Source organism: Bacillus sp. JJ1773 (assembly GCF_036962035.1).
Taxonomy (GTDB): domain Bacteria; phylum Bacillota; class Bacilli; order Bacillales; family Cytobacillaceae; genus Cytobacillus.
In genome coordinates this window covers 24,561-49,870 of sequence record NZ_JBALNX010000050.1, presented here as the reverse complement: position 1 = coordinate 49,870, position 25,310 = coordinate 24,561, and the positions used below count along the sequence as shown (strand labels likewise).

Below are 25,310 nucleotides of genomic sequence, written 5' to 3'. Positions count from 1 at the left end.
ATGAATGATCTATGGCGCTTGTTTTCGTTGCTCTATCGAAAACGCTCACCATGAATGATCTATGGCGCTCGTTTTCGCGTTGCTCTACCTAAAACACTCACCATGAATGATCCATGGCTCTTGTTTTCGCGTTGCACTACCTAAAACACTCACCATGAACAAGCCTAGTCCATTGAATATCGATAAATCAAAAATCTTTCATTTGGATTATGTTTAGATTCCGGTAATAAGACCTCTCTCTTTAAATCGAAGGCAGTTTGATTTTCCAAAAAATAAGTATAATCCTCTGATGGATAATATAATATTAGCTCGATGTCACGTTTATATTTTTCCACAGACAACAAGATATTGTTGATAACCTTCATAAAGATTTGTATTGAAAACGGATTGAAAAAATAAAACCGATTGTCCGCAGGATCAATTTCGTATTCTTCAGCTAAACAGCAACGAAAGTGAATATCATCTTTTCTATTTTTAAATTTCTTTCCATACCTCTGAAGATTTTCAAGCGCTTCTGCATAATATCCTTCATTCATCTCCACCCCAACCGCTGTAGAATGGAATAAATAATTTGTAAAAAAGTTTAATCTACCTTTTCCACACCCAAAATCAACTAGCCTGTCACTGCTTTTCAGTTCATATTGGTTAAATAATAGGTCAAGTGCACTGTATGGAGTTGATTCATATCGATGGTAGTGAAAGGATTGATTGAAGCCCTTTTGATCCCCACTTGTCCTAATATTTAATAATCCGTCAAAATAACGTTCGTTCATAAATTAATCTCCATTCTAACAACATTACCTACTCACAGTAATTTACTTTTTATCCTTTTTTAGCTATAATTAAATAGTTATAAACTCCTACTTACAACTGCACTCTATAAAACTTCTAAGTAATTACCTTGGATTTCTATTTATAAACAATTACTTCATATACTCTCATTGCAACAGGAAAAGTATCCATCCAATGGCACTTACTACAAAAATCGCACCCTCTACATGCATGAATCAATTTCACCCTAATGATGACTAGTCAAAATGATCTATAAAACAATTTTCATTAAACGGAGTATACAATCATTCCTGCTATTTTATTTATCATATGATTCATTATAAAGTGAAACTTCAATCAGTGGGGGTTTTCCGACACACAGGACGTGCTAGCGTCGACAAAGACATTAGGACGTGGCGATCTTAGTCGGCCTTCATCCCCCACTGATTGTTAGTTGAACCAATCGGGCCTTTACGGGCTGTTGATCCCCCACTTAGAAATTTTTATTTTACGCAACTTCTTGAAGTGGGGGTCTTACAGCCCGTTAATCTGCGATAAAACAAAAGGGGATAGTGATATGGATTTTAAAAACATGACTGTAGGTGAACTAAAGGCAGATTTGATTAAAGATGCCAAAAAAGGATACCCTTTCTTACTCGCGGGAGCCTTCTATTGGTTAGTTATGGGAGGATTGGGCTTTTTCATAGAAAGCCAACAGCAGCTCGCTCTTTTCTACCTAATTGGTACATGTAGTATTTTCCCATTGGCTATTGCTATCGGCAAAATACGTAAGATCAATCTTTTAAGTAAAAATCCATTAGGGGCTTTAGGAGGAATTATAGGAGGCATTCAAGCATTTTACATACCAGTTTGGGTAATCATTTACATTGAACAATATGAATTAATCCCAATGGCTATAGGTATTTTAGGAGCCTCACACTTTCTGCCATATTTATGGATTTATCAAAGTAAAACGTACGGTATTTTTACCATTACAATGGCTGCAGTCTCTTTTATTTTCGGTTATGTCTTTATTAATCATGCATTTATGCTACTGCCATTTTTACTATGTATACTATATCTTCTATCCGTCATTGCCCTGTCGTTTGAGACAAAGGCATTTATCTCAATCGATGAAAGGAAGGGGATTGGAAAATAACGGTATATCTATATAAAACAAAAAGTGAAGCTGCATCTAATGGATATCAGCTTCACTTTTTCTATAAACTATTTTCCAATCAAACTATATACAGAAGCTCCAACTAAATCCCCAGCCTCCTTCAAACGCTCAACACTAATATATTCGATTTTATCTTGTGGTGTGTGGTAATAAGGCTCTAGGTTTGCAGTACCAGGCTCACGGCGAATGAAGTTAACAGCTGGAATCCCTGCATCGTGGAAGGATACGTGATCGGAAGCTCCGCGCTGATAGAGAACTAATTCAGACGGTGTTCCAATTCTTCCAGCTGTCGCCAGCGCTGTTTCCGTTACGATGTTTGCCTTGCCATCAACGGTATTCATATAGATGGCTGTTGCATTTTCCCAAGAGGTTCCGACCATATCCATGTTGAAGTTCGCAACGCTCCGCTCAACCTCATTCTGACTTAGCTGACTTACATAATAGGCGGATCCGACAAGGCCAATTTCCTCCGCGCCAACAAAAACAAACCTCAATTCTTTTTCAATCGGATAGCTTTTTAACACTCTTGCCAGCTCTAAAGCAGTAGCTGTACCAGACGCATTGTCACTGGCACCCGGTGCAAATGGAACACTATCAAAATGGGCAGACACGTGTACAATGTCGTGGTTTTTTCCTTTTTGAGGGGTTCTTGTCGCAATGATATTTTGTGATTTTGCATTGGCAATCCGCTTCACTTTTAATGTCACCGTTTTGTTTTGGGCAGCGATATCTTGAATTAATGCTTCGCCGCTTGCTTTTGAGATCCCTCCAACAGGAATTGTCGTATCTCCACCGATGGAAGGATTCAATGGTCCAGGGGAATCCACATTATTATAAATCAGCACTCCGATAGCTCCAGCAGCTATAGCGTTATCGATTTTTTCTTTAAATGTGATGTCGCCTCTTGAGATTAGAGCTATCTTTCCCACTGCCTCCTGTGTAAAATCGGTTAATTTCCCTAGCCCAGCATCGTAAAGACTTGCAGTGATCCCTGCTTCAGGAGTATCCGCTGAACCGGCAGGGATACTAACCATGACTTCATTTTGATCGCTAGTCTGTAAATGCCCTGTCATTTTATCAGGAATACTGAATTCTTGTGTCGTTACTTCATATCCGTAAGAAACCAAACGATCCTTAATAAACTTGGCGGCTCGCTGTTCACCTTCTGTACCCGTTACACGCGGGCCAATCGTTTCGGATAAATAATAGACATCTTCATACATACGCTCTGCACTAACTCTAGCAATGACCTTTTGATCAAATGCTTTTTCACTTGGATGAACAACGTGATTAGGTGCAGCCTCTGCTGTATTGGCGGAATTCATAGGAGCAAGATACAAACTTGAAGTGACTAAAAGAGTAGAAAGCAAAATAGAAGAGCCTTTTTTCAAAACAAATACCTCCTTGTGATATGATTTCACAAAAGGAATTCGCTTTTATTTCCTGCAAACCTTTTCAAAAACGAAAAACGAAACTTTCAACCTAGCAATATTTCAATTTATTAGGTCCTTAATAATGAATTATTTTAATAGGCATAAGTCTTAAGACCATGATTAATTTGAAGGGCTTCTTTGACTATTTTTCAACAAAAATAACCCAAAGCATATGCTCTGGGCTATTTCTTAAGCGATCTTCCTCTTTCATTCCTACTTCACTGTTTCTGGTACAGCTTGAACCTCGATCATCTCTTTGCGCCGCTGTTTCCTAGCCGCTCCAATACTCAGTGCCTTTACTGAAAATAAACGGTAAACGGCCGGTATAAGAAGTAATGTAATAAAAGTCGCGAACATTAAGCCGAAGATAATAACTGTGGCCATTGGCGCCTGATAATTACCCGATGTGCCTGAGGCAAGCGCTAATGGAAGCATTGCGCCAGCTGTTGTTAAGGTTGTCATGAATATTGGACGAATACGGTTTTTACCTGCTTCAAGAAGTGCGTCTTCAACAGAGAAGCCCTCTCTGCGAAGCTGTTTTGTACGATCAATTAACAGAATAGCGTTGTTTAAGACGATGCCAATTAACATGATGACACCCATTCCTGACATTAGATTTAGCTCCATCTGAGTGATAAATAAACCTAGAATGGCGCCTACAATCGTCATCGGAATCACTGACATGACAATGAGTGGGTGGCCTAAATGATTGAACTGAACCGCCATAACTAGATAGACCAGGAAAAGAGCAATTCCTATTACAAAGACCATTTCCATCATTAATTCCTGCTGTTGTTCCAGGTCCCCTGCAACTGATACTGATAAACCTGCTGGGGCCTTGAAATCTTCGATTAATTTCTGGATATCTCTATTGACCGCTCCAAGGTCCTTTCCTTCAATATCGGCAGAAATGGCGATAAACCGTTCCCCGTCTGAGTGGGAAATCTCATTTGGCGTATCCACGCTTTTCAATTCAATGAAAGCAGATAATTTTCTCTCCCCTTCTATGGTTGGTACCTTCATATCCAGCAAATCCTTTTTCGTTGCGGTCTTTTGATCCCATTTTACAAATAAAGGCATCTTCTCTTCGTTTATCGACATTTCACCAATAGGCATTTGTAAAAACGACTGCTCAATGAATTGTTTAATTTGAAGTTGGGAAAGTCCAGCCTTTTCAATTTCATCCGTTTTTAAAACAATGACTTCCTCTTGGGACATCCGCTCCATTGACGTTCTTACGCCAACAATGCCATCAATCCTTTGCAGCTCTTCCTTAAAGTCACCGGCTGTTTCTTGCAGCTGCCCAATGTCTTCTCCTTTTATTTTCACTTGAACAGGTGATCCACCGCCACTGGATAAGGCACTTTGAATACTTTCAATTGGATACGAATCCTGCATCTCCCGCAGTGTCTTCAAGATTTCTTCATTTACTTCCTTTTGTTCCTTTTTAATCTCATCGCCTTTTGTCATATTGATGATACTGTACAGCATTCCGCCATTATCAAGTACATAACTCGTATCTACATCCTCGATGGCACTCAGTTTTTCATTCATCGTTTGAACGATTTCGGCTTTTTCCTGATTTGTAATACCTGGTTCTAGATCAACCATTAGCTCCGAATATCGGTTAAACATATCAGGCATAATCGTCATTGGGATCTTTGTTACTAGTAATAATGACCCTGCAAACATTAGGAAAAAGAGAGTAATGACACCGAGACTGCGGCGCTTTTTCTTGATGGTCCAGGAAACAGCATGGCTATACCCCCGCATAAACATTCCTTCTTTAGCTGCTCCCTTTGTCTTTTTAAGCTTCATAAACTTATCGGATAATGAAGGAATTAATGTAAAGGCCACAATCATGGAGCTGATTAGTGTAATGGCAACAACTACTGAAAGCATGATCATAAATTGACCCATTTCGCCGCCGATCATTCCAATTGGAAGGAATACGACAATAGTCGTTAGAACCGATGCAATTACGGCCGAAGCGACTTCCTTTGTTCCCTCTAAAACCGCATCAAACTTGTTCAAACCTAGTTCTTTCTTTCGATAAATGGATTCTAGGATAACGATGGATGAATCAACCATCATCCCAATTCCCAATCCAAGTCCAATTAAGGTCAAAATATTAAAGCTATAGCCAAACATCCACATCGCTGCAAAGGTTAATAATACGGATGTTGGAATGGAAATACCGATAATGATAGTAGCCCTCAGATTTCTAAGGAAAATGAGAAGAATGACTGCAGAGATTAGCCCGCCAATAAGGATATTGTCTGTTACCCCATCAATCGATTCCTGTACATAGTCTGCCTGTGCAACCATTTCATTTAATTGAAAGCCTGTAACTAAACCTTCATCCCGAATTTTTTTAATTTCCGCCCGAACTGCTTTTGCCATCTCAATTTGCGTTACATCTGCTGCCCTGCCAACCTGGATAAAAATAAGATCCTTCGTTCCATCTTTCCATACAAATGATGAACTTTCCTTAGGCTGCAGGGAAATAGCTGCTACCTTGTTAAGCTCAATAAATCCTGATTGAGTAGGAACTTTTAATCCCTTTACATCAGCAATATTTTCTAATTTCGTATTCCATCGCAAAGAAGGTGAGTCCTTTTCATTATTAAGTACGCCCAAAGTAGCTTCATTATTGGACATCTGGATGGCACCAATTACCTGGCCTGCCTCTAACCCATGCATCAGCATTTCTGCACGATCAAATTCAATTGTCACTTCATGCTCCAACATTCCAGAAAGCATTACGTCACGTACCTCTGGAAGCTCTTCTAATCTAGGCTCCAATACGTTCTTTGCAAATCCTGTCATATCCCCCATGCTGCCGCCAGAAATATCCATGAAGAATTCATAGCTCTGACTTGCGCCGTACTGACCAGCATCCATTTCCTTAATTCCTGGATTTTCGGCCTTTGCAGCGTTAACAATTGACTCTACTTCCTTAAATACCTCTTCCCCTCGTCCCCGCTCAAAGGTCATCTGCAGGGAGCTCCTGCCTATCATAGTAGTCGATTGAATATCTTCGACACCGTCAATTCCTTTTATTTTATGCTCTAATGGGGTTGTGATTGTCCGTTCAACTTCAATTGCTGCCATTTCTCCCGCACCAACTTCAACATAGGCACCGTCCATACGGATGGCTGGCATTAATTCCTTATCTAATTCGAATAACGAGTAGCTTCCAATGGCTAAAACCATCACTGACAGTAAAGCAATTAACATTTTCCTTTGTACAATAAATTTCAATAATTTCAAGCCTGTTCTCCTCACTCTCTCCTTTACCTTATGGAGTTAAAATGGATTTGGAGATTTTAACACAATTAGGTAAAAGTTAACATTTTATTCTTTTACCATCTTACCTACATTTCCACCCTTTCATAACGAGCCTTAGACAGATATTTATCTAAGTCTACAGTCTTAGAGGGAGTAAACATTTAGTCTAATAATAAAAAAGAGAGCCTCTAAAAAGTCGAGTGCTCCCAGCAGAATGCTTGTCCTATTGAAAAATTTTCGTTAATTGTAGAAAATACACTTTTGGATATTGATCATTTAGATGGTTATATTCTTGAGGAACTTCAAATTCATGTAGGTAAATTATGAGGCTATCGATGCAGTTGTGCCTTCATCTTGACGATGTCTCTTTCGTTTTTAACAGCCTTTTCCCAGATTAGATCTTGGTCGGCTTGAATGACCATTAGCTTTTCCATTATTTCACTTCTCATCTGCTTTTGGTCCTCTTTAACCACACTTACTTCTTTTTTCAGATTATTCAATTCTTCTTCTACCTTATCCAAACTTTCTTCTACCTTACTCAATCGAGCTTCTACCATATCCAATCGACTGTTTGTACCGCCTACCATAGTGATTAACGTAGTAAGCATTTCCTCGATTTTATCAAGCCGGCTTTCATCCATTACATTCACCTCCATTTCAACATAGCTATATTATGTCATATTTTGATTTTTAATAGAAGCGATTTCAAAATGTAAAAAAAGGCCAAAGCACTCTTTCAAATAGGAACTTTGACCTTCTATATTCAGCTTATTTCCGCTCACTTCTATGAACCGCTCCGTCTTTAGGCCCTAGCCAAAAAGCTGCCACTATCGCCAAAGCTACAACAATAAATGGTGCATAAAAAATAAAAAAGTTCTCCATATTCACGAATCCTCCTTCATGACTCTTCCTCTAACATAATTTTTATCAAATAAAAACAGTCTTAATAGAAGCCATAAGGATGGAACGAGTAAACAAAGGCCAGCAATAAATGCAACTATTAGCGAAATCGCCATTGCTTCATTTGTAAAACTGTCATAAATAGTTAAGTGTGGATACAGAAGATATGGATAATGAGATATTCCGTATGCAAAAAAAGCCAAGGTAAATTGTCCTGCTAATAATCCGAAGGCAAGGCCATATTTCTTCCGCTTCCAAATTAGCCACACCGTTCCGATAAATAGGATAAATGACAGTCCAAGCAGCCACCAAACATCTAGCATTCGTGCATAATGCTCAGCATTATGGGCCCGCAGTTCTACAATAATTCCAGCTGCTGTAATCATTAATGGGGCTGCCCAGATTAATGCATACTTTCTTAATAACTCAGTTGCATTCTGATCCTGCGCTTTATTCGCATACCATGTTAAAAATACAGCAGATATATAAAGAACAGCTGCTAAACTAAGCACAACAATGCTCCATGTAAGGGGGCTAGTAAACAGCGCCCAGTAATCGAGCACAGGATGATCATTGACCATTGTAACGAAGCCGCCTTCTGAAATAGTTAGCACAATGGAAAGGGATGCTGGAATAAACAAGCCTGATAAGCCGTACATAAAGGTATATCCCCTATGGCCCCTTGACCCATATGTCTCAAAAGCATAATAGGATCCTCGAATCGCAATCAAAATAATGGAAATACTCGCTGGAACAAGTAGAATCGTGCCGTAGTAAAAAGCAGTTTTTGGAAAAAATCCAACCATACCAACAAAAAAGAAGACTAGAAACACATTTGTGACTTCCCAAACTGGCGATAAATATCGTTGAATGATATTTGTTAAAATATGCTTGCGCCCTGTATACAAGCTATATGCGTTAAATACACCAGCACCAAAGTCAATAGAAGCAACGAGCACATACCCAAACAGAAATAGCCAAAGAACAGAAATTCCAATTACCTCAAGTGTCACGAATGCTCACCGCCCATTTCTGTATGCCGATCTTCCAGCTCTTTTTCCACTGGATTTCTTCTAAACATTCTCGTTAACACAACAATGCTTCCAATCCCTAGAATCAGATATAAACCAGCGAATAACACAAGCATAAGGTCAATTTGACCACTAGTTGTCGCGGCGTCCTCTGTTCTCAAAATTCCTCGCAGGACCCATGGCTGTCTGCCTACCTCAGCAAACCACCATCCCGCTTCTATTGCAATAACAGAAAGCGGCCCTCCTGCCACAATAAAGCCTCGGATCCATGTCTTTCTTACAAAAGGCCAGTCCTTCCATGTTCCAATAACATATACAGCCGATAGTACCGTCAGCCATACTCCTATAGATACCATAATGTCAAATAAATAGTGAATATAAAGGGGAGGAATTTCGTCCTCTGGAAATTGATCTAATCCGATCACTTCCGCAGATAAACTACTATGTGCCAGAATACTTAATGCAAAGGGAATTTTAATGGCATACTTAACCTCTCCATCTTCTAGAACTCCGAATAAATATAGCGGCGCATTTTCTTCCGTTTCAAAATGCCATTCAGCTGCCGCTAATTTCTCCGGCTGGTACTCAGCTAAATATTTGCCTGAGAAATCACCAATAACTGCGGATGCAATGGAGAATATGAGGCTTAGCTTCATCGTTAAATAAAGCGCCTTTTTGTGATAGATATGGCTTGATCCTTTCAGTAGCCTGAATGCAGCTATCGCAGCTAGAACAAAAGCTGAAGTCATGTAAGCAGTTGCCAAAACGTGAGCAACCTTTGTTGGCATTGCAGGATTAAACATCGCAATAAGCGGGTTAATATTGATCAGTTGACCACCAACGATGTCAAACCCTTGCGGAGCATTCATAAACGCATTCACAATCGTGATAAAAACAGCTGAAAAGGACGCTCCGACAGCAACCGGTATTAATAACAGCAAATGCTTCTTCTGATTCTCAAATCGATCCCAAGTATACAAATAGATCCCTAAAAAGATGGCCTCAAAGAAAAACGCAAATGTTTCCATAAATAGTGGCAGAGCAATCACATTTCCTGCTAACACCATAAAGTTTGGCCATAAAAGCGAAAGCTGCAAGCCAATCGCAGTTCCAGTTACAACTCCAACAGCAACAGTAATGACAAACCCTCTAGCCCACCTTCTTGCCAGTAAAATATAATGTTCATCATTTTTCTTAATACCAATCCACTGGGCAATCATAATCATGAGCGGAATCCCTACACCGATTGTGGCGTAAATAATATGAAACGATAATGTCAGCTCTGTAAGTACCCGGCTAAAAAATACAGCCTCCTCTTTTCCCATTTCCTAATCGCCTCCTTAACTGCCAAATACTCTTCCTAATAGTGATAGCAGCATAATCCCAGCAGCTGAAAAAACTACCCACATCAATATTTTTTCTTGCTTTTTATACATGATCACCACTCCTTACCCTTCTCTTGCATGCAGACCCCTCTGCAAACTCGACAATTTTCCAATGCATTCATAATATAAATGTGAAACACGATAACATTTATGGAATAATTGCTCCTACCATAAGATTCCCCTTCATAGCCATGTATAAAACAATTGAATGAAAAATAAATAAGCCCCCACTGTTTGTGGAGGCTTCCATGTTACTGTTATTTCCTTTTTCGCCAGTAGTATGCACCTAATTGAGCAAAAACTCCTAACCCAATTCCCATAAACACCCACATAAATAAAGAGATAAGTCCCGCTAAATCTCCCCATCCAGAAGAGTCACTAAAGAAAAGGCGATACATTTCAATAAATCCAATGATGAGACCAGCCAGAAAGAAGATAAGTGCTATTTTGAAACCAAAGCGCACTAATAATAATGCGACCAGTCCAACCGCCAACGAAAACCCTAAATAAGCAGCCAGGTTTTTAACATTTAATTCGGAATCTAAAACCTGGCTAACCCCTACTATATGTAAAATAAAAGAAATAACTGACACCAATAATCCAATCTTCCAGTAATATTCTTTTTGAGCCTTGAACATTTGAATCTCCCCATCACTTATCATTGTTATTCTTATTTTACCATCAATTATCAAACAAAACAGGCCTGCCCCTTAAGAGACAGACCTTTCCATTCAAAACGTGAATGAACCCGTATTATTTTTTGTTTTTCTTCTTCGTCATTCTTCCTAATAAGAATGCTCCCGCTGCTACACCAAGTACAGTGTTCGTTTTCTTGTTAAATACTTGTTTCGCAACTAGGTTTAGGTTTTGTGGTCTTTCCGCAAGGCGGCGCATAAAGTATCCATACCAGTCATTGCCGAATGGCACATACGTACAGAAGTTATATCCCTCTTTTGCCAGTTGTAATTGCATATCTTTTCTAAAGCCATATAGCATTTGGAATTCATATTTATCATTTGGAATATCATTCTTTTTAACGAATTCCTTCACATGATTAATAATATTATGGTCATGTGTGGCAATGGATGTAAATTTTCCATTTAATAAATGATATTCGATCAGCTTAATAAAGTTTTTATCGATGTCTCCTTTATCTTGGTAGGCAACTTGCTCAGACTCTTTATAAGCGCCTTTTACGATACGAAGACGGTAGTTTTTGTACTTTTGGATATCTTCTTCTGCACGGAAGAAATAAGCTTGGATAACCGTTCCAATATTATTATATTCCTTGGAAAGTTCGTCCAATATGTCAAACGATGGCTGAAGATGTCCATAATCCTCCATATCAAAGTTGATATGCATATCATACTTACTTGCTAAGTCGACAATTTCTCTTAAATTATTTAAGCAAAAGTTATAATCAATATCTAAGCCTAATTGTGTAGGCTTTAATGAAATATGAGCATCTACTTGATTTTCATGTATCGCTTCAATTACCTTTAGAATTTGTTCCTTCGCTTCTGTTGCTTCTTCCTCTTTAAATACAAATTCACCTAAGTTATCTACCGTACACGAGATTCCGTGTGCATTGAGTTCTTTAATACTTTTGATCGTTTCTTCTATATTTGTTCCCGCTACAACAGTTTGCGCACCCAATTTTAAACCATACTTTTTTGCAGCACTATTAAGAAACTGGTTTTGAGAAAGGCTCATGAAGATATCTTTTAACATAGTGATTACTCCTCATTGTTATTTTTATAAAATAATTATATCATATCTTGTCGAAAATAATATTCACAAATCTAATTGAAACTTTTAAGTTTTTTCTCTTTTTCGAAGCTTAAACCTATTGTCAAGCAGATGACTAAGAAGATGATTTTAGTATGCCCTTTTTCGCATTTCTAACTTCATTCTCACACATCCCTTTTAGACCTATTTCACAAATAGGCCAGTTTCCTTCATAAGCATGCGGAAACTGACCCTCATGACCATATATTATTTTTCCGTTATGAATAAAGCATCTTGTTCGAAAATATTCTTATAATGCTCTAGACATTTTGACTGAAAAAATATAAAATTTGAAATTAAAATGCGAACATTTACAATAGTATTATAGCTAATTTTCAATTATTTCATTTTATGATAGAAAAGGTGAAGCACATGGAATATTCAAATCGCTTAAAAAAACTGCCTGTCCAATTTTTTGCTACCTTAGTTGAAAAGGTTAGTAAAGCTATAGCAGAAGGCCGGGACATTATTAATTTAGGACAGGGAAATCCCGATCAGCCAACACCCCCTCATATTGTAAAGGCACTGCAATCAGCAGCTGAGGATCCAAAAACGCATAAATATTCTCCGTTTCGCGGAATTCAAGAATTAAAAAATGCTGCCGCTGAATTTTATTTGAAACAATACGGTGTTGAAATTGACCCATCGACTGAAGTGGCGATCCTTTTTGGAACGAAGACAGGATTAGTCGAGTTGCCTATGTGTTTATTAAATGAAGGCGATTTAATGCTGCTTCCTGATCCGGGCTATCCTGATTATTTATCAGGCGTTGTCCTGGCTAATGTTCAATATGAGACTTTTCCTTTAAAAGCAAAAAATAAATTTCTGCCTGATTTTAACGCGATCCCGATTCAGCAAAGGGAAGCGGCCAAGCTCATGTATTTGAACTACCCTAATAATCCAACAGGAGCGACTGCTGACCGTTCCTTTTTTGAAGAAACCGTTGCATTTGCAAAAGAACATCATATTACTATTCTGCACGATTTTGCCTATGGCGCGATTGGCTTTGACGGCAAAAAACCAACTAGTTTCCTAGAAGTAGAAGGAGCTAAAGAAATTGGTGTAGAAATGTATACATTGTCCAAAACGTATAATATGGCAGGCTGGCGTGTTGGTTTCGCAGTTGGCAATCCGAAAATTATTGAAGCTCTTAATCTGATACAAGATCATTTATACTGCAGTCTTTTTCCAGCGGTACAAATGGCAGCTGCTGCAGCCTTAACAGAGGATCAAAGCTGTGTGGATGAACTGGTTTCACGCTATGAAAGCCGCCGTAACGTACTAATAGAGGAATGCAGAAAAATCGGCTGGAAAGCAGAAGCACCGAGCGGTTCCTTCTTTGCGTGGCTCCCTGTCCCAGCTGGATTTACAAGTGAATCGTTCGCCGATTATTTGCTTGAAAAGGCAGATGTGGCCGTTGCCGCTGGAAAAGGCTTTGGCGAATACGGAGAGGGCTATGTCCGGGTTGGGCTATTAGTAGACGAAGAGGTGCTTGTAGAGGCTGTAGAGCGGATTGGGAAGCTGAACCTTTTCTAATTAGGAATTTATTAAATAAAAAGCGTTTGAAAAGAACTCGTATGAAAGCGGGTTCTTTTTTTAATTATTATTCTAATATAATAGTAAAATTCTACTATACTTTTATAAGAATTGTGATAAAATTTAGCTAAAATACACCAAAATACTCTTAAAATTCTAATATTTCTACAAAAGGATTGGAGATGAATTTGTACAAAATTATTATTGAACGAGAAGACGATGTGTATGTGGCAAGCTCAATAGGAAAAAAGGTTGCAAAGGAGCTAGGCTTAAGTTGCAGCCAACAAACCAAAGTGGTTGTTTCTATCATGGAGCTAACTCGTAACATCGTCTTCTATGCTGGTAAAGGCGAGCTTCACATAAGGCCACTTCCTCACTGTATAGAAATCATAGCAATCGATAAAGGCCCAGGAATTAAGAACTTGGAGCAAATATTGACTCAGACTTATTCCTCAAAAACGGGTTTAGGCTTGGGGGTAACTGGAGTAAGGCGTCTTATGGATGAATTTGAAATTACCAGCAATATAAATCACGGAACTAAAGTCCGAGCTGTAAAGTGGCTCAGTAATGGGGGTACCAAATATTGAATAAATCGCCTGCCTCTAATGAAGCCTTATATGGATTGATAGAATTGACACCTGATGGGACAATCCAAAAAATGAACACCGTGGGAAAAAGACTACTAATTTCAGAGGACAGCAGCTCCAATTACCTTTTTCACCGAATAAAAAATAACGAACTTAAGGCAAAGCTGCATGAATGTTTTATGGGGAAATTAAATGAATTTATTCTGATTATCGATACACAGCCGCATTTTTTTCTATTTCATCGAACATGTAAAGATGAAAAATTAGAAAAGATTCATATATTTATCTTTAATGTTAATCAGCTTCAAAGCATGCATGAACATAACAATTGGAATAATCACCTGTTATCCTCCATCGGGGAAATGGCAGCGGGAATTGCCCATGAAGTACGAAATCCCTTGACTGCCGTGAAAGGCTTTCTTCAGCTAATGGAGCAAAATTATAATCAAGAATATACTCAAATTGCGCAAAGTGAATTAGACCGTGCGATTCAAACCTTAAATGATTTAATGAGTGTATCAAAGCCTGAGTTTTTCCAGGAACAGCATACAACCTTTAATCTATGCTCTGTGATTGACGCGATATTGCTTTTATTTCAAAACCAGCTTTATCATATCCATTTAATAAGGAAATTCAACCACGATCAAGCCATGGTAACCGGCAGGAAGGATCAGATTAAGAAAGCGCTTTTCAACTTAATTAAAAATGCCATCGAAGCGATGAATGAAGGCGGCACGTTACTGATTGAGCAATACGAAGATGCTCTCGGAGTCCATCTAAGCATCTCTGATACAGGCATCGGCATCCCAAAGGACAAGCTTCGTCTGCTTGGCACTCCTTTTTTTACATTAAAACAGGATGGCAAAGGCATGGGTCTTGCCCAAGTATTTAATGCCATCCAAAGCAATAATGGCAGCATTCGTGTCAATAGCGAAACAGGACAAGGAACCACCTTCTTTCTTACATTTGCTAAAGCAAATCACCCATCCAATACATTTATAGGGGGCCATCCCATGATCAATTCGGTGCATTCAAAGGAAGAATTAGCACAATTTCTAAGAGACAATTTAGACTTTTATACGAAAGAATGGATTCAATATTTACAGAAAAATAAAAGCTATCTAACTTCTTTTATGAAAGAAAATCATCTTCTTGATGAGTATGAAGCGGAAGGAAATCCAATTATCAAGGTCGTGACAGAAAATATCCTTGAATTGAAAACGGAAGAAATTATGGAGAGGGCGAAGGAAAGAGGCGGCCAAAGTGCAAGAACTGACTTCCCAATCCATTTATCCTTGGAGCTATTTCAGTCCGCGCGAGGAATAATTTGGAATGCTATTAAGGTATTTTATCTTGAATCCAAGCATTCCCTAAGCATGGAAGAATTCTTCGCCCTAGAGCGATATGTTAATGACATTATTGATCTATACATAGATTCCCATACAGCTTATTATGTGAGCTATAAAGATGAATTATTAAAGATTCATCGTGAAACTGTCGATGAATTGTCTGTTCCGATCATCCCACTTGCCGAGAGGGTCTGTATTCTTCCTGTAGTGGGAAATGTCGATACGTATCGGGCAAAGAAAATTCGTGAAAAAACACTCATAAAGGTAAAGGAATTAAAAGCGGAGCAATTAATTATTGATCTTTCAGGTGTTCCTTATATCGATACATCGGTTGTTAACCACCTATTTAAGATTGTGAAAGGCATTAAACTACTAGGCTGCTCTACGATCTTAACTGGAATCAGCCCTGATACTGCAGACACAATGATTGAACTCGGAATTGAAATTGACAATGGCGTAAAAACGATGTCAGATCTTCAGCAGGCTTTACAGGAAATACGACAATTTGCCATAGGAAAATAAAAAATATGCACGAGCCCTAGTTAAGTGGGCTTCGTGCATTTTTTATTAATTCTCAGCTAATTTTGTTATTTTTGTACCTTCTGTTTTACTTTCCATTGGATCTTCCGCTTGTTTCGCTCGTTTAATAAAGAAGGCAAGTATAAGGGATACCGCAGCAATAAAGGTTGCGACAAAGAATGCATCATTAATCCCCTCAAGCATAGCCATCATCTCAATTTGCTGTTTCATGGCTGCCATTGCTGCTTCTGTAGGCGCTTGCCCAGCAGCATTTTTCATTGCTTCCGCAGCTAAGTTAGCTGCATGTGTTTCCGTACGATTGGACATGAGTGTAACAAGTATTGCCGTTCCAATCGCTCCGGAAATTTGATTTAGTGTATTATTCATCGCTGTACCGTGCGGATAAAAGCGTGCAGGAAGTTGATTTAAACCATTTGTTGATACAGGCATCATAACCATAGACATTCCTAGCATCCGTACAGTGTATAGCACCATTAAATGGCCATAAGTTGTATCCAGTGTTAATTTACTTAAATAATAAGTTGTTATCGTAGTAATGGCTAGGCCGATTATCGCTAGTATTCGTCCACCAATCTTATCAAATAATTTTCCTGTTATTGGAGACATAATCGCCATAACAATGGCTCCAGGCAGCATGAGTATGCCAGCATCCATGGGAGAAATGCCACGAAGATTTTGCACATAAATCGGAAGTAATAACATTCCCGAAAATAAAGCCATATTTAAAACCATCGATATAGACGCAGATAATGCAAACATCGGAAACTTAAATACTCCGAAATTAAGCATCGGGCGTTCCATCTTCGATTGGCGCAAAATAAACCATATTAATGAAATAACGCCAAGAATCAACGTGATATATACCAAGGGACTATCCCATCCCTTAGTACCAGCAGAGCTAAATCCATAAAGCATCCCGCCAAAGCCTACGCTGGATAATATAACGGAAAGGAAATCTAGGCGGATATCCACTTTATCTTTTTTATCCTTAAGCATGAAGAACCCAAGCAGTAATACAATGACAGAAATTGGTGTGATAAAATGAAATAGCATTCTCCAGTCATATTGTTCAATAATCCAGCCTGATAATGTCGGACCGATTGCTGGTGCTGCCATCATAATTAACCCGAAGAACCCCATAGCCGTTCCTCTTTTTTCAATTGGGAATGAGACTAACATAACATTCATTAATAACGGCATCATAATGGCCGAACCAGAAGCTTGAAACATTCTTCCTGCTAATAACAATGGAAAGGCATGTGCAAAGCCAGCTAGAACAGTTCCGATTGTAAATAAACCAATAGCCGCTATAAATAAATAACGAACAGAATATTTCTGAATTAAAAAGGCGGTTGTTGGAATTAACACACCATTTACAAGCATAAAACCAGTTGTCAGCCACTGTACGGTCGCTGGGCCAACATTTAGATCCTCCATAATAGAAGGAAGCGCGATATTTAATAATGTATTATTCAAAAAGGTAATAAAAGCCCCAATCATGAGAATCGCAAGAATCCCATATGGTGCACCGTTTGACTTTTTAGTGGCTTCACCCATTATTTCTCCTCCTATACCTTAAGTACATTAATTTGTACTCGTGTTACACAGAACAATATCATATACCATGTGTTCAATTTTTGCAACAAAAAAATTCCATTGTTAAACGGGTTTGTCTAAACATTAAAATTAATGTACTATGAATTTTATACAGGGAGTCCAATTCATATAAAAGGTGATATTATGAACGAAAGAAAGAAACATGTTATTAAAATGGCCCATCAATTATTTATTGAAAAAGGGTTCCAGGCAACATCGATTCAAGATATTTTAACTTATAGCGGTATCTCTAAAGGGACATTTTATAATTACTTTTCGTCAAAAAGTGAATTATTAATCGCCCTCTTTAGGACCATATACAAACAACTGGAAAAAGAGCGAAATGATTTGCTTATTGGTCAGGACCCTTCGAATATTGAGATATTCATTAAACAACTAGAATTGCAATTGGAGACCAACCGGGCAAACAAACTCATTTCCCTTTTTGAAGAAGTCATTTTTTCGAATGATGAAGAGCTTAAACAATATATTAAACGAGGTCACCTGCGAATACTCCAGTGGAAGTATCACCGTTTTATCGATATATTTGGGGAAGACAAGGAACCGTATTTATTGGACTGTGCCGTTATGTTTATGGGGATTCTGCACAATAATCTTAAATACAATAATTTGGCACACGGATCAAATGCGAGCCTTAGCAAAATTGTCCGATATTGTGTTAGTAGAATAGTGAAGATTGTGGATGAGGTGGCTGAAGCTGAGGATCAGCTGCTTAAGCCAGAGCTATTGGAAAACTGGCTGCCGAACTGTAAGGGAAACGATCATGCCTTCAAAAACAGTTTATACCATTCGATTTTAGAATTAAAAAAGGCATTAATCCATCATGAAGAGAAGTCCAAATACATCGAATTACTGGATTTTATTCAAGAAGAAATCGTAGATTCCAAAAAGCCCCGTAAGTTTCTAATTGAGTTAACGATCCAAACTTTAAAACAAGAAAAAGTATTGTTTGCACATAAAGAACTTCTTCAAATAGAACAATTAATTTCTGCCTACTTCACTCAAATAGAGGAAATAGACTAAGATTTATTGCTAATCGATTGAAAAAATGAAAAGGTGCCAGCCTCTATCCCATTCGTTGGATAGAACTGGCACCTTTTGTTATGATGACTCAAAGGTTTAATAAGAAGGATACCCCATAAACTTAAAATCTTTCCCAATCGGAGTCACGGTTACATCTGATAATTCGATAGCATCGCTCATCATCTCGATTCCTGTCCCCTCCAAAAAGGTAGGTGCATGCTTTCCGCCTACTAATTTAGGAGCGATATAGAGGACGACTTTATCGATTAATTTATTTTCTAAAAAGGAAGCATTGATCGTTCCGCCGCCTTCAATTAATACGGATGAAACAAGCTTATCCCCCAATATTTCTACTACTTTATTCAGGTCAACAGTCTTCGAACCAGTCGTAACGAATACGGGAATCCCTAAGTCCTCTAGTGTTTTCCGCTTGTCTTTATCGTAGTTTTCACTAGTAAAAATCCATGTTTCCGCTTTCTTGTCTGTAATTACCTTGGATTCCAAAGGGATTTTCAAAGAAGAATCCAAAATAATCCGGATCGGATGGCGTCCATTCGGAATTCTTGAAGTCAGTTCTGGATCATCATGAATAACGGTATTGACCCCAACGAGAATGCCCATATTTTCACTCCTAAGCTGATGGACATCGTGTCTCGCATCTTCGGAGGTGATCCATTTGCTGCTGGAAGTATGGGTTGCGATTTTCCCATCTAGGGTGATTCCTGATTTCAAAGTGATAAACGGCTTTTTCTCTACAATGAACTTATTAAAAACTTCATTCATCTTTCGAGCTTCAGCTTCACAAATCCCCGTGATGACCTCAATGCCGGCATCTTCGAGAATTTTCACCCCATTTCCTGATACAACCGGATTCGGGTCGAGCGTTGCAATTACTACATGTTTAATACCAGCCTTCACAATGGCTTCTGCACAGGGGCCTGTTCTTCCATAATGGGAGCAAGGCTCAAGCGTCACATAGATGGTTCCGCCTCTTGCTTGCTCTCCAGCCATTCGAATGGCATGGATTTCCGCATGCGGCTCACCCGCTTTTAAATGGGCTCCAATCCCTACAACACGGTTATCGTTTACAATGACCGCACCAACCAATGGATTTGGATCAGTCTGGCCTTTCATCGCTTGTGCATTTTTCAAGGCTAATTCCATATAAAATTCATGATTCGTCATTCGGACAGTCCCTTCCTTCTTGCAGCAATTTTTCGGGTGTTGTCTATTCACCTGAATAATCTGTTTCGACAGATTTCAACGCGGGGCAGTCACCGAGATTCAGACGCTGCTTTGCACCTGAATCCAGTTGTTACATAACTCGAGGCTTAGCCGGCAACGTACCTTCCACTTCCATATGCCCGGATTTCTTTATTTTTGTCCGCAAATACTGTTCATTGTATTCGGAGATATCTCCCCATAATGGTGTTCTCCCTGAGACAGGCAACCCTGAAGCTCTTAATGCTTCAAGTTTTTTAGGATTATTCGTTATAAGCGTTACTGGTTTCGTTCTTAGAGCTTTAAGTACTTGAATAGCATCATCGTAGTTTCTTGTGTCATCAGCAAAGCCAAGAGCTTCATTGGCTTCCACTGTATCGTGTCCATTTTCTTGAAGGATATAAGCCATGGCCTTACTAAATAATCCAATTCCCCGGCCTTCATGGTTTGCCAAATAAAATAAGGCTCCCACACCATGCTCCGCGATCATTTTCATCGACTGCTTTAACTGAAACCCGCAATCGCATCGCTTGCTTCCAAAAATATCTCCTGTATGACAGATGGAGTGCATTCTTATCAAAGCCTCCTCCTCATACTCAAAGTCACCATAAACAAGAACACTTGATTGTTGATATTCTGCTAGGTTCGCAGATGATAATTTAGAAATTACCTGTTGATAATCTTCCATTACTTCATCGCTTTTTAGCCAGCTGTACCATTTAAAAACAATTGTTTCCCCATTTAAATTGACCGGTAGGCGGATCGGTCCCACTAAGTAAATCGCACCTTCACCTGATTTTATGATTTGGATTTTATCCTCTAAAACCGAAAGTCTATTCGAATTCAGCTTAATTTCTCCCATCATGATTTCCCCCCATACCTTTTTTCAACTTCATACCGTCATCAAGCCAAGGCTGGGACGGTAAAATTATCTTTATAGGATGCTTCTTTTATTAACTGCTGCTCTTGCAGCTGTACGATCTCATTCCGGCGGTCATTTTCATATTTTTTTAATTGAGACGCACTCGTATCATTGGTGGCAAGTGCTTCCATGATCACTTCCGATAAAACACTCGCATCAACTAAGGCACAATTAATGCCAAATGCTCCCGTTGGACTCATCGTATGGGCAGAATCCCCCATAATGACGAGGCCATCCTTTACCCATGTTGGACAATGGCAGCTTTGAACTTTTAATAAAATAAAATCATTCCATGATTGAATGTGCTGCTGAACCGTTTCCGTCAAGTCTGGAAAAGCATCGGTCACTTGCTTGATAAACGGTTCAAACGACTGCTTTTTCAAGTAAGGATACGAACCCTCTTCTATATTCCAGCCGATTTGTATAAATCCGCCTGCCTGGGTAAATAAAGCTAGCTGACTTTCCCCAACCAATGTCTGTTTAATCGTTGGCTCCCATCCTGCCGGGCTTGGTATTTTGGCCCAAAGAAGGTCATAACCATGTTTGATCGTCTGAAACGGCATTTCCGCCAATTTTCTTACTGTAGAAAACCGCCCATCCGCACCTACAACGATGGAGCTATTAATGGTCACTTCCTGATCGTCTTTTCTTGCTTTCACTCCAGTAATATGGCCATCTTCATCTTTGATTAATTCTGTAACCTTCGTGCCCATCATGAGCTTGTAATTTGGATACGGTTCGGATTCTCCGATCAACACGCTTAATAAATTTCGCTGCGGGACATGGATTCCTACATGTTGATCTCCTTCAGCAGGTGTTACCGTCTTAATCACTTGCCCATGATGCCAATATTCGATTCGTTCCATTAAAAGTAAACCTTCATTTTCGACCTTTTCATATAGGCCATATTTTTTTAAGATGGCTTCTCCATCCTTATTTAAATGTTCGCCACGGAATTCTTTATCAATCCCGTCATGACGCTCGACAACAATCGTTGATATATTATTCTTCGCTAGCAAATAGCCTAATAAAGCGCCGCCAGGGCCAGCACCAACAATGCAAACATCCGCTTCAAGATTCATGCTAACCCCCCATTCTTCAAAATAAATCCTCATCTGTAATCCATTTATTTGGTATAATGATCTTATATTCAATTTCAATTAGTTAGTTACTTTATGTAAGTAATTATATTTTTAAAAGGTACTTGTGTCAAGTGTATTTATGATGTATGGTAATTATATTGATGATTGTAAAATGGTATTTTATAAATAGAGGGGTGATGGATGATGAATAAATCTCTACTTTGTCCTCGATTCGAGAATGCTATGAATATTTTGAGTCAGCGCTGGACTGGCCTCGTGATTTACCAGCTACTGTCAGGTACAAAACGTTTCTGTACGTTAGAATCCTCAATTGGCATTAGCGGAAGAGTCCTTTCAGAACGACTAAAGGATCTTGAAAACCAAGGAATCGTCAAACGTGAAGTCTTCCCGGAAACACCAGTCCGAATTGAGTATTCCTTGACTGAAAAAGGTCTAGCCTTGGAGCCAATTATGAGAGAAATAGAAGAGTGGTCAAAATTGTGGGTAGAAGTGGAATCTGAAGAATAAAGCCCATTCACATGCACACATACGACTAAATCAACAACAAGCTTTCATAGAAAAGAATTTTTTTATTGAAGTAAAAAACAGGCGTTCACAAAGTTGAAACTTTATGAACGCCTTTCTTTTATTGAGCATCTGTGTACCATTGGATCCCTGCTTGCACCAGGATCGGTCCACTAAAATTATTTCAATGTCCGTTTTAGGAATTCTCTAGTACGCTCTTGTGTTGGTTGATTAAAGATTTGCTCTGGCGTTCCTTCCTCGGCAATAACCCCTTTGTCCATAAATACAACACGGTCTGAAACTTCCCGTGCAAATTCCATTTCATGCGTAACAATTAACATAGTAAGACCTGTTTCAGCAAGCTCCTTCATAACTTTAAGAACCTCTCCAACCATCTCAGGATCAAGGGCTGAAGTCGGTTCATCAAATAACATAACATCCGGCTCCATGGAAAGGGCTCTGGCGATCGCCACACGCTGTTTTTGCCCGCCTGATAGCTGCTTAGACTTTGCATTTACATATTGGTCCATGCCTACAACCTTTAAATATTTCATGGCGATTTTTTCCGCTTCTTCTTTTGAGCGTTTTAATACCTTCACCTGGCCAACAACACAATTGCTGAGGACAGTGTGATTATTAAATAGGTTAAATTGCTGGAACACCATTCCAAGCTTTGTACGGTAAGCATGAATATCATGTTTATCATCTAATATATTTTCACCATGATAAATGATTTGACCGCCGCTCGGCTTTTCTAAAAGGTTTATACAACGAAGAAGTGTTGATTTACCGGAACCGGAGGAACCAATAATACAAACAACTTCCCCTTTATTTACGGAAAAATCGATATCTTTTAATACTTCATGAGATCCAAAGGATTTGCTTAAATGCTGTACTTCAATAACTTTTTCCAAAAGTGCTCCTCCTTCGTTTTTGTCTAGCTCCAGCGCCTAGCCCCTCGAGTCACAAGCCAATCCGACAAGAAGGTTAAAGTACAACCTTCCTGCCGGCTTGTCTTGTGCTTGTCGGGGCTGAACAAGGCGCTTGCACTTTTCTTATTAATTAGCTTTTGTTTCAATCATACTGTAATTTTCCGGTCCGTCTAATTTTCTTTCCCAGTAGCGTAAAATGAGTGTTACCGTAAAAGTCATGACGAAATACAGAACACACGCAACAAAGAATGGTTCAAAATATTTAAAGCTGATTCCAGCCACAGTTTTTGTTTGGAAATACAATTCCGTTACGCCAATAACGTTCAGTACGGACGTATCTTTAATATTAATGATAAATTGATTGCCGGTAGCCGGTAAGATATTTCGAATAACTTGCGGCAGTACGACATTAAGCATCGTTTGCACATGATTCATCCCAACCGCTTGAGCAGCTTCAAACTGTCCTCGATCGATAGAAATAACACCACCACGAACAATTTCCGCCATATAGGCTCCCGTATTGATTGATACGATTACGATTGCTGCAACTGTTACATTCATATCTATCCCAAATGCTAAAGCAGAACCATAAAAAATAACCATGGCCTGTACAATCATCGGTGTTCCTCGGAAAAATTCTATATACATAGAAAGAATGGCATTTACCACTTTTAAGAATATTCTTTTGAATTTATTTTCAGGCACAGGAATTGTACGTATGACCCCTGCCAATAAACCTATAATTCCGCCAATGACCGTACCAATAATGGAAACAAAGAGTGTCATCCCTGCTCCACGAAGGAACATCGGCCAGTTGTTTGAAATCATTGTTAAAATCCACTCTAAGCTCATAGTTTACCCCCTTAAATCTAAATACCGGCTGCAATTGGATGCAGCCGGTATTCACTTCTATATTATTCTGCTGCTGGTTGATTTTTGATCGCAGTATCCATAATATTTTGGCGCTCTTCTTCAGAGATGCCTGCTAAAACTTCATTTATTTTCGCTGTTAATTCGCTGCCTTTTTTAAGACCAACTGCTACAGCTGTATCTGCCTCATCTGCCTTAAATCCATCTGTAAATTCCACCATTGCAAAGTTAGCATTAGCTGAAGAAGCACTGATTCCTTCAGGACGTTCTGATACATATCCATCAATGATTCCTGACTCTAAAGCGACACGCATCGCAGGAAAATTGTCCATAGCCGGCTTTTTCTGTACGCCTTCAATTTGATCAATTACAGCGTAGTGAGACGTATTTAACTGGCCAGTAATCTTTGCACCTTTGAAATCTTTAATAGAAGTTGCCCCTTCGAAAGGCCCACCCTTTTTAACAACCATAATAAAATGTGATGTATAGTAGTTTTCTGAGAAATCAATTGTTTGTTTACGTTCTTCTGTCGGGGACATCCCAGCAATAATCGCATCTAGTTTGCCTGATTGTAAGGCTGGTACAAGGCCGTCCCATTCCGTTTTCACAATGACTAATTCTTTTCCTAAGCCTTCAGCAATCTTTTTGGCAATTTCAACATCGTATCCGCCTGCATACTCAGCATTGCCATCGATTTTCACTCCGCCATTGGCATCATCCATTTGAGTCCAGTTGAAAGGAGCATACCCAGCTTCCATACCGACCTTAAAGGTTTCCTTTGAGCCATTGCCTGCGCTGCCTGACTCTTTTGTTTTTTCACTATCGCCGCTCGTACCGCATCCTGCTAAAAGCAAAATCATAGATAAAGACATTACAAAAAATAATGATAATTTTTTCCTCATGATCATACTCCCCTTTGCTATAATAGTTTAGTATATTTTTTCACTTAACTACGTATGACTGCCACATCTTAATAATGGCAATATTCCATTTATTTTGGAAATTCACAAAATAAAAAGAGACCTAAGATTCACTCAGGTCTCGTTACATACATATCCCTAAAGTCCTCTTCTTTTCCCTTGATGAGATAGCACCCCTCAATAAACCGGGAAGTTTATTGAGACAGTCCTGCAGCTCTTAACTGCAGACCCAACCAGTAATACTGAGAATATTACAAGCTTCGGCGATATTTCCTTCTCTCTAGCATCATTGCTTCTCAAGCTCCACTAAAGACTGTTAAACATCGCGCCTCTACCTCACTCTAGTAAAAGTGAGGTCTTATTAAATTGTTACATGTAGTCTACAATAAACGATAAAATATGTCAAG

The 25,310-nt window shown here is 38.9% G+C and carries 22 protein-coding genes and 1 riboswitch; of the genes, 6 read left to right on the top strand and 16 right to left on the bottom strand.

The window, feature by feature from the left end:
* Nucleotides 1–164: 164 nt before the first annotated feature.
* A complete protein-coding gene (locus V7127_RS15450) occupies nt 165–773 on the bottom strand; it encodes an SAM-dependent methyltransferase (protein ID WP_335487428.1) in 609 nt (202 codons plus the stop codon).
* A gap of 575 nt (nt 774–1,348) precedes the next feature.
* On the opposite strand from V7127_RS15450, the gene V7127_RS15445 reads away from it, so the two are divergent.
* A complete protein-coding gene (locus V7127_RS15445; protein WP_335487426.1) occupies nt 1,349–1,930 on the top strand; it encodes a DUF7010 family protein in 582 nt (193 codons plus the stop codon).
* Between the two features lie 68 nt (nt 1,931–1,998).
* On the opposite strand, the gene V7127_RS15440 is transcribed toward V7127_RS15445, so the two are convergent.
* The 8 genes from V7127_RS15440 to V7127_RS15410 form a co-directional block, all read right to left on the bottom strand.
* The gene (locus V7127_RS15440) at nt 1,999–3,342 is read right to left on the bottom strand and encodes a M20/M25/M40 family metallo-hydrolase (protein ID WP_335487423.1); all 1,344 of its coding nucleotides are present in this window, start codon (nt 3,340–3,342) and stop codon (nt 1,999–2,001) included.
* Between the two features lie 255 nt (nt 3,343–3,597).
* Complete coding sequence (locus V7127_RS15435) at nt 3,598–6,657, bottom strand: efflux RND transporter permease subunit (protein ID WP_335487420.1); 3,060 nt, start codon at nt 6,655–6,657, stop codon at nt 3,598–3,600.
* A 347-nt stretch (nt 6,658–7,004) separates the two neighbouring features.
* Nucleotides 7,005–7,316 (bottom strand): hypothetical protein, encoded by a 312-nt coding sequence (locus V7127_RS15430; protein WP_335487416.1) that lies wholly within the window; start codon nt 7,314–7,316, stop codon nt 7,005–7,007.
* A gap of 127 nt (nt 7,317–7,443) precedes the next feature.
* Nucleotides 7,444–7,557, bottom strand: a complete 114-nt coding sequence (cydS, locus tag V7127_RS25920) for a cytochrome bd oxidase small subunit CydS (RefSeq protein ID WP_438824013.1) — start codon at nt 7,555–7,557, stop codon at nt 7,444–7,446.
* A 2-nt stretch (nt 7,558–7,559) separates the two neighbouring features.
* The gene (locus tag V7127_RS15425; RefSeq protein ID WP_335487413.1) at nt 7,560–8,588 is read right to left on the bottom strand and encodes a cytochrome d ubiquinol oxidase subunit II; all 1,029 of its coding nucleotides are present in this window, start codon (nt 8,586–8,588) and stop codon (nt 7,560–7,562) included.
* On the bottom strand, nt 8,585–9,931 hold the full coding sequence (locus tag V7127_RS15420) for a cytochrome ubiquinol oxidase subunit I (RefSeq protein WP_335487410.1): 1,347 nt from the start codon (nt 9,929–9,931) through the stop codon (nt 8,585–8,587). The genes V7127_RS15425 and V7127_RS15420 overlap by 4 nt, the downstream gene beginning before the upstream one ends.
* Before the next feature lie 317 nt (nt 9,932–10,248).
* Nucleotides 10,249–10,683, bottom strand: coding sequence for a hypothetical protein (locus V7127_RS15415; RefSeq protein WP_335487407.1), 435 nt, complete (start codon nt 10,681–10,683; stop codon nt 10,249–10,251).
* A 61-nt stretch (nt 10,684–10,744) separates the two neighbouring features.
* Nucleotides 10,745–11,722 carry a proline dehydrogenase family protein gene (locus V7127_RS15410; RefSeq protein WP_335347029.1) on the bottom strand — a complete coding sequence of 326 codons (978 nt, stop codon included), beginning with the start codon at nt 11,720–11,722 and terminating at the stop codon, nt 10,745–10,747.
* A gap of 429 nt (nt 11,723–12,151) precedes the next feature.
* Here V7127_RS15410 and V7127_RS15405 point away from each other — a divergent pair, with 429 nt between their 5' ends.
* From V7127_RS15405 to V7127_RS15395, 3 genes are all read left to right on the top strand, one after another.
* Nucleotides 12,152–13,315 carry a pyridoxal phosphate-dependent aminotransferase gene (locus tag V7127_RS15405; protein WP_335487405.1) on the top strand — a complete coding sequence of 388 codons (1,164 nt, stop codon included), beginning with the start codon at nt 12,152–12,154 and terminating at the stop codon, nt 13,313–13,315.
* A gap of 182 nt (nt 13,316–13,497) precedes the next feature.
* Entirely contained in the window at nt 13,498–13,902 is a 405-nt protein-coding gene (locus V7127_RS15400) for an ATP-binding protein (protein WP_335487402.1), read from the top strand.
* The gene (locus tag V7127_RS15395; protein ID WP_335487399.1) at nt 13,899–15,773 is read left to right on the top strand and encodes an ATP-binding protein; all 1,875 of its coding nucleotides are present in this window, start codon (nt 13,899–13,901) and stop codon (nt 15,771–15,773) included. Before V7127_RS15400 ends, V7127_RS15395 begins: the two co-directional genes overlap by 4 nt.
* A gap of 45 nt (nt 15,774–15,818) precedes the next feature.
* On the opposite strand, the gene V7127_RS15390 is transcribed toward V7127_RS15395, so the two are convergent.
* Nucleotides 15,819–17,348 carry a DHA2 family efflux MFS transporter permease subunit gene (locus tag V7127_RS15390; protein WP_335487396.1) on the bottom strand — a complete coding sequence of 510 codons (1,530 nt, stop codon included), beginning with the start codon at nt 17,346–17,348 and terminating at the stop codon, nt 15,819–15,821.
* A gap of 183 nt (nt 17,349–17,531) precedes the next feature.
* Here V7127_RS15390 and V7127_RS15385 point away from each other — a divergent pair, with 183 nt between their 5' ends.
* Complete coding sequence (locus V7127_RS15385) at nt 17,532–18,431, top strand: TetR/AcrR family transcriptional regulator (protein WP_335487393.1); 900 nt, start codon at nt 17,532–17,534, stop codon at nt 18,429–18,431.
* A 96-nt stretch (nt 18,432–18,527) separates the two neighbouring features.
* Here V7127_RS15385 and ribD read toward each other — a convergent pair whose 3' ends face one another.
* From ribD to V7127_RS15370, 3 genes are all read right to left on the bottom strand, one after another.
* The gene (gene ribD, locus V7127_RS15380; protein ID WP_335487390.1) at nt 18,528–19,616 is read right to left on the bottom strand and encodes a bifunctional diaminohydroxyphosphoribosylaminopyrimidine deaminase/5-amino-6-(5-phosphoribosylamino)uracil reductase RibD; all 1,089 of its coding nucleotides are present in this window, start codon (nt 19,614–19,616) and stop codon (nt 18,528–18,530) included.
* A gap of 130 nt (nt 19,617–19,746) precedes the next feature.
* Entirely contained in the window at nt 19,747–20,514 is a 768-nt protein-coding gene (locus tag V7127_RS15375; RefSeq protein ID WP_335487550.1) for a GTP cyclohydrolase II, read from the bottom strand.
* A 41-nt stretch (nt 20,515–20,555) separates the two neighbouring features.
* Entirely contained in the window at nt 20,556–21,656 is a 1,101-nt protein-coding gene (locus V7127_RS15370; protein ID WP_335487387.1) for an FAD-dependent monooxygenase, read from the bottom strand.
* A gap of 204 nt (nt 21,657–21,860) precedes the next feature.
* Here V7127_RS15370 and V7127_RS15365 point away from each other — a divergent pair, with 204 nt between their 5' ends.
* Entirely contained in the window at nt 21,861–22,184 is a 324-nt protein-coding gene (locus tag V7127_RS15365) for a winged helix-turn-helix transcriptional regulator (RefSeq protein ID WP_335347045.1), read from the top strand.
* A 176-nt stretch (nt 22,185–22,360) separates the two neighbouring features.
* On the opposite strand, the gene V7127_RS15360 is transcribed toward V7127_RS15365, so the two are convergent.
* The 3 genes from V7127_RS15360 to V7127_RS15350 all read right to left on the bottom strand — a co-directional run bounded on the left by V7127_RS15360 (nt 22,361) and on the right by V7127_RS15350 (nt 24,885).
* Nucleotides 22,361–23,095 carry an amino acid ABC transporter ATP-binding protein gene (locus V7127_RS15360; RefSeq protein WP_335487383.1) on the bottom strand — a complete coding sequence of 245 codons (735 nt, stop codon included), beginning with the start codon at nt 23,093–23,095 and terminating at the stop codon, nt 22,361–22,363.
* A gap of 144 nt (nt 23,096–23,239) precedes the next feature.
* Nucleotides 23,240–23,965, bottom strand: coding sequence for an amino acid ABC transporter permease (locus V7127_RS15355; protein WP_335487380.1), 726 nt, complete (start codon nt 23,963–23,965; stop codon nt 23,240–23,242).
* A 62-nt stretch (nt 23,966–24,027) separates the two neighbouring features.
* Nucleotides 24,028–24,885, bottom strand: coding sequence for a transporter substrate-binding domain-containing protein (locus V7127_RS15350; protein WP_335487377.1), 858 nt, complete (start codon nt 24,883–24,885; stop codon nt 24,028–24,030).
* Between the two features lie 178 nt (nt 24,886–25,063).
* Nucleotides 25,064–25,245: riboswitch (Lysine riboswitch) on the bottom strand.
* Between the last annotated feature and the right edge of the window lie 65 nt (nt 25,246–25,310).

Bases quoted from the DNA above. Each gene is read 5' to 3' on its own strand.
- V7127_RS15450 (WP_335487428.1), bottom strand. From the start codon at position 773: ATGAACGAACGTTATTTTGACGGATTATTAAATATTAGGACAAGTGGG.
- V7127_RS15445 (WP_335487426.1), top strand. From the start codon at position 1,349: ATGGATTTTAAAAACATGACTGTAGGTGAACTAAAGGCAGATTTGATT.
- V7127_RS15430 (WP_335487416.1), bottom strand. From the start codon at position 7,316: ATGGATGAAAGCCGGCTTGATAAAATCGAGGAAATGCTTACTACGTTA.
- cydS (WP_438824013.1), bottom strand. From the start codon at position 7,557: ATGGAGAACTTTTTTATTTTTTATGCACCATTTATTGTTGTAGCTTTG.
- V7127_RS15420 (WP_335487410.1), bottom strand. From the start codon at position 9,931: ATGGGAAAAGAGGAGGCTGTATTTTTTAGCCGGGTACTTACAGAGCTG.
- V7127_RS15410 (WP_335347029.1), bottom strand. From the start codon at position 11,722: ATGTTAAAAGATATCTTCATGAGCCTTTCTCAAAACCAGTTTCTTAAT.
- V7127_RS15405 (WP_335487405.1), top strand. From the start codon at position 12,152: ATGGAATATTCAAATCGCTTAAAAAAACTGCCTGTCCAATTTTTTGCT.
- V7127_RS15400 (WP_335487402.1), top strand. From the start codon at position 13,498: ATGAATTTGTACAAAATTATTATTGAACGAGAAGACGATGTGTATGTG.
- V7127_RS15390 (WP_335487396.1), bottom strand. From the start codon at position 17,348: ATGGGTGAAGCCACTAAAAAGTCAAACGGTGCACCATATGGGATTCTT.
- V7127_RS15385 (WP_335487393.1), top strand. From the start codon at position 17,532: ATGAACGAAAGAAAGAAACATGTTATTAAAATGGCCCATCAATTATTT.
- ribD (WP_335487390.1), bottom strand. From the start codon at position 19,616: ATGACGAATCATGAATTTTATATGGAATTAGCCTTGAAAAATGCACAA.
- V7127_RS15375 (WP_335487550.1), bottom strand. From the start codon at position 20,514: ATGGGAGAAATTAAGCTGAATTCGAATAGACTTTCGGTTTTAGAGGAT.
- V7127_RS15370 (WP_335487387.1), bottom strand. From the start codon at position 21,656: ATGAATCTTGAAGCGGATGTTTGCATTGTTGGTGCTGGCCCTGGCGGC.
- V7127_RS15365 (WP_335347045.1), top strand. From the start codon at position 21,861: ATGAATAAATCTCTACTTTGTCCTCGATTCGAGAATGCTATGAATATT.
- V7127_RS15355 (WP_335487380.1), bottom strand. From the start codon at position 23,965: ATGAGCTTAGAGTGGATTTTAACAATGATTTCAAACAACTGGCCGATG.
- V7127_RS15350 (WP_335487377.1), bottom strand. From the start codon at position 24,885: ATGAGGAAAAAATTATCATTATTTTTTGTAATGTCTTTATCTATGATT.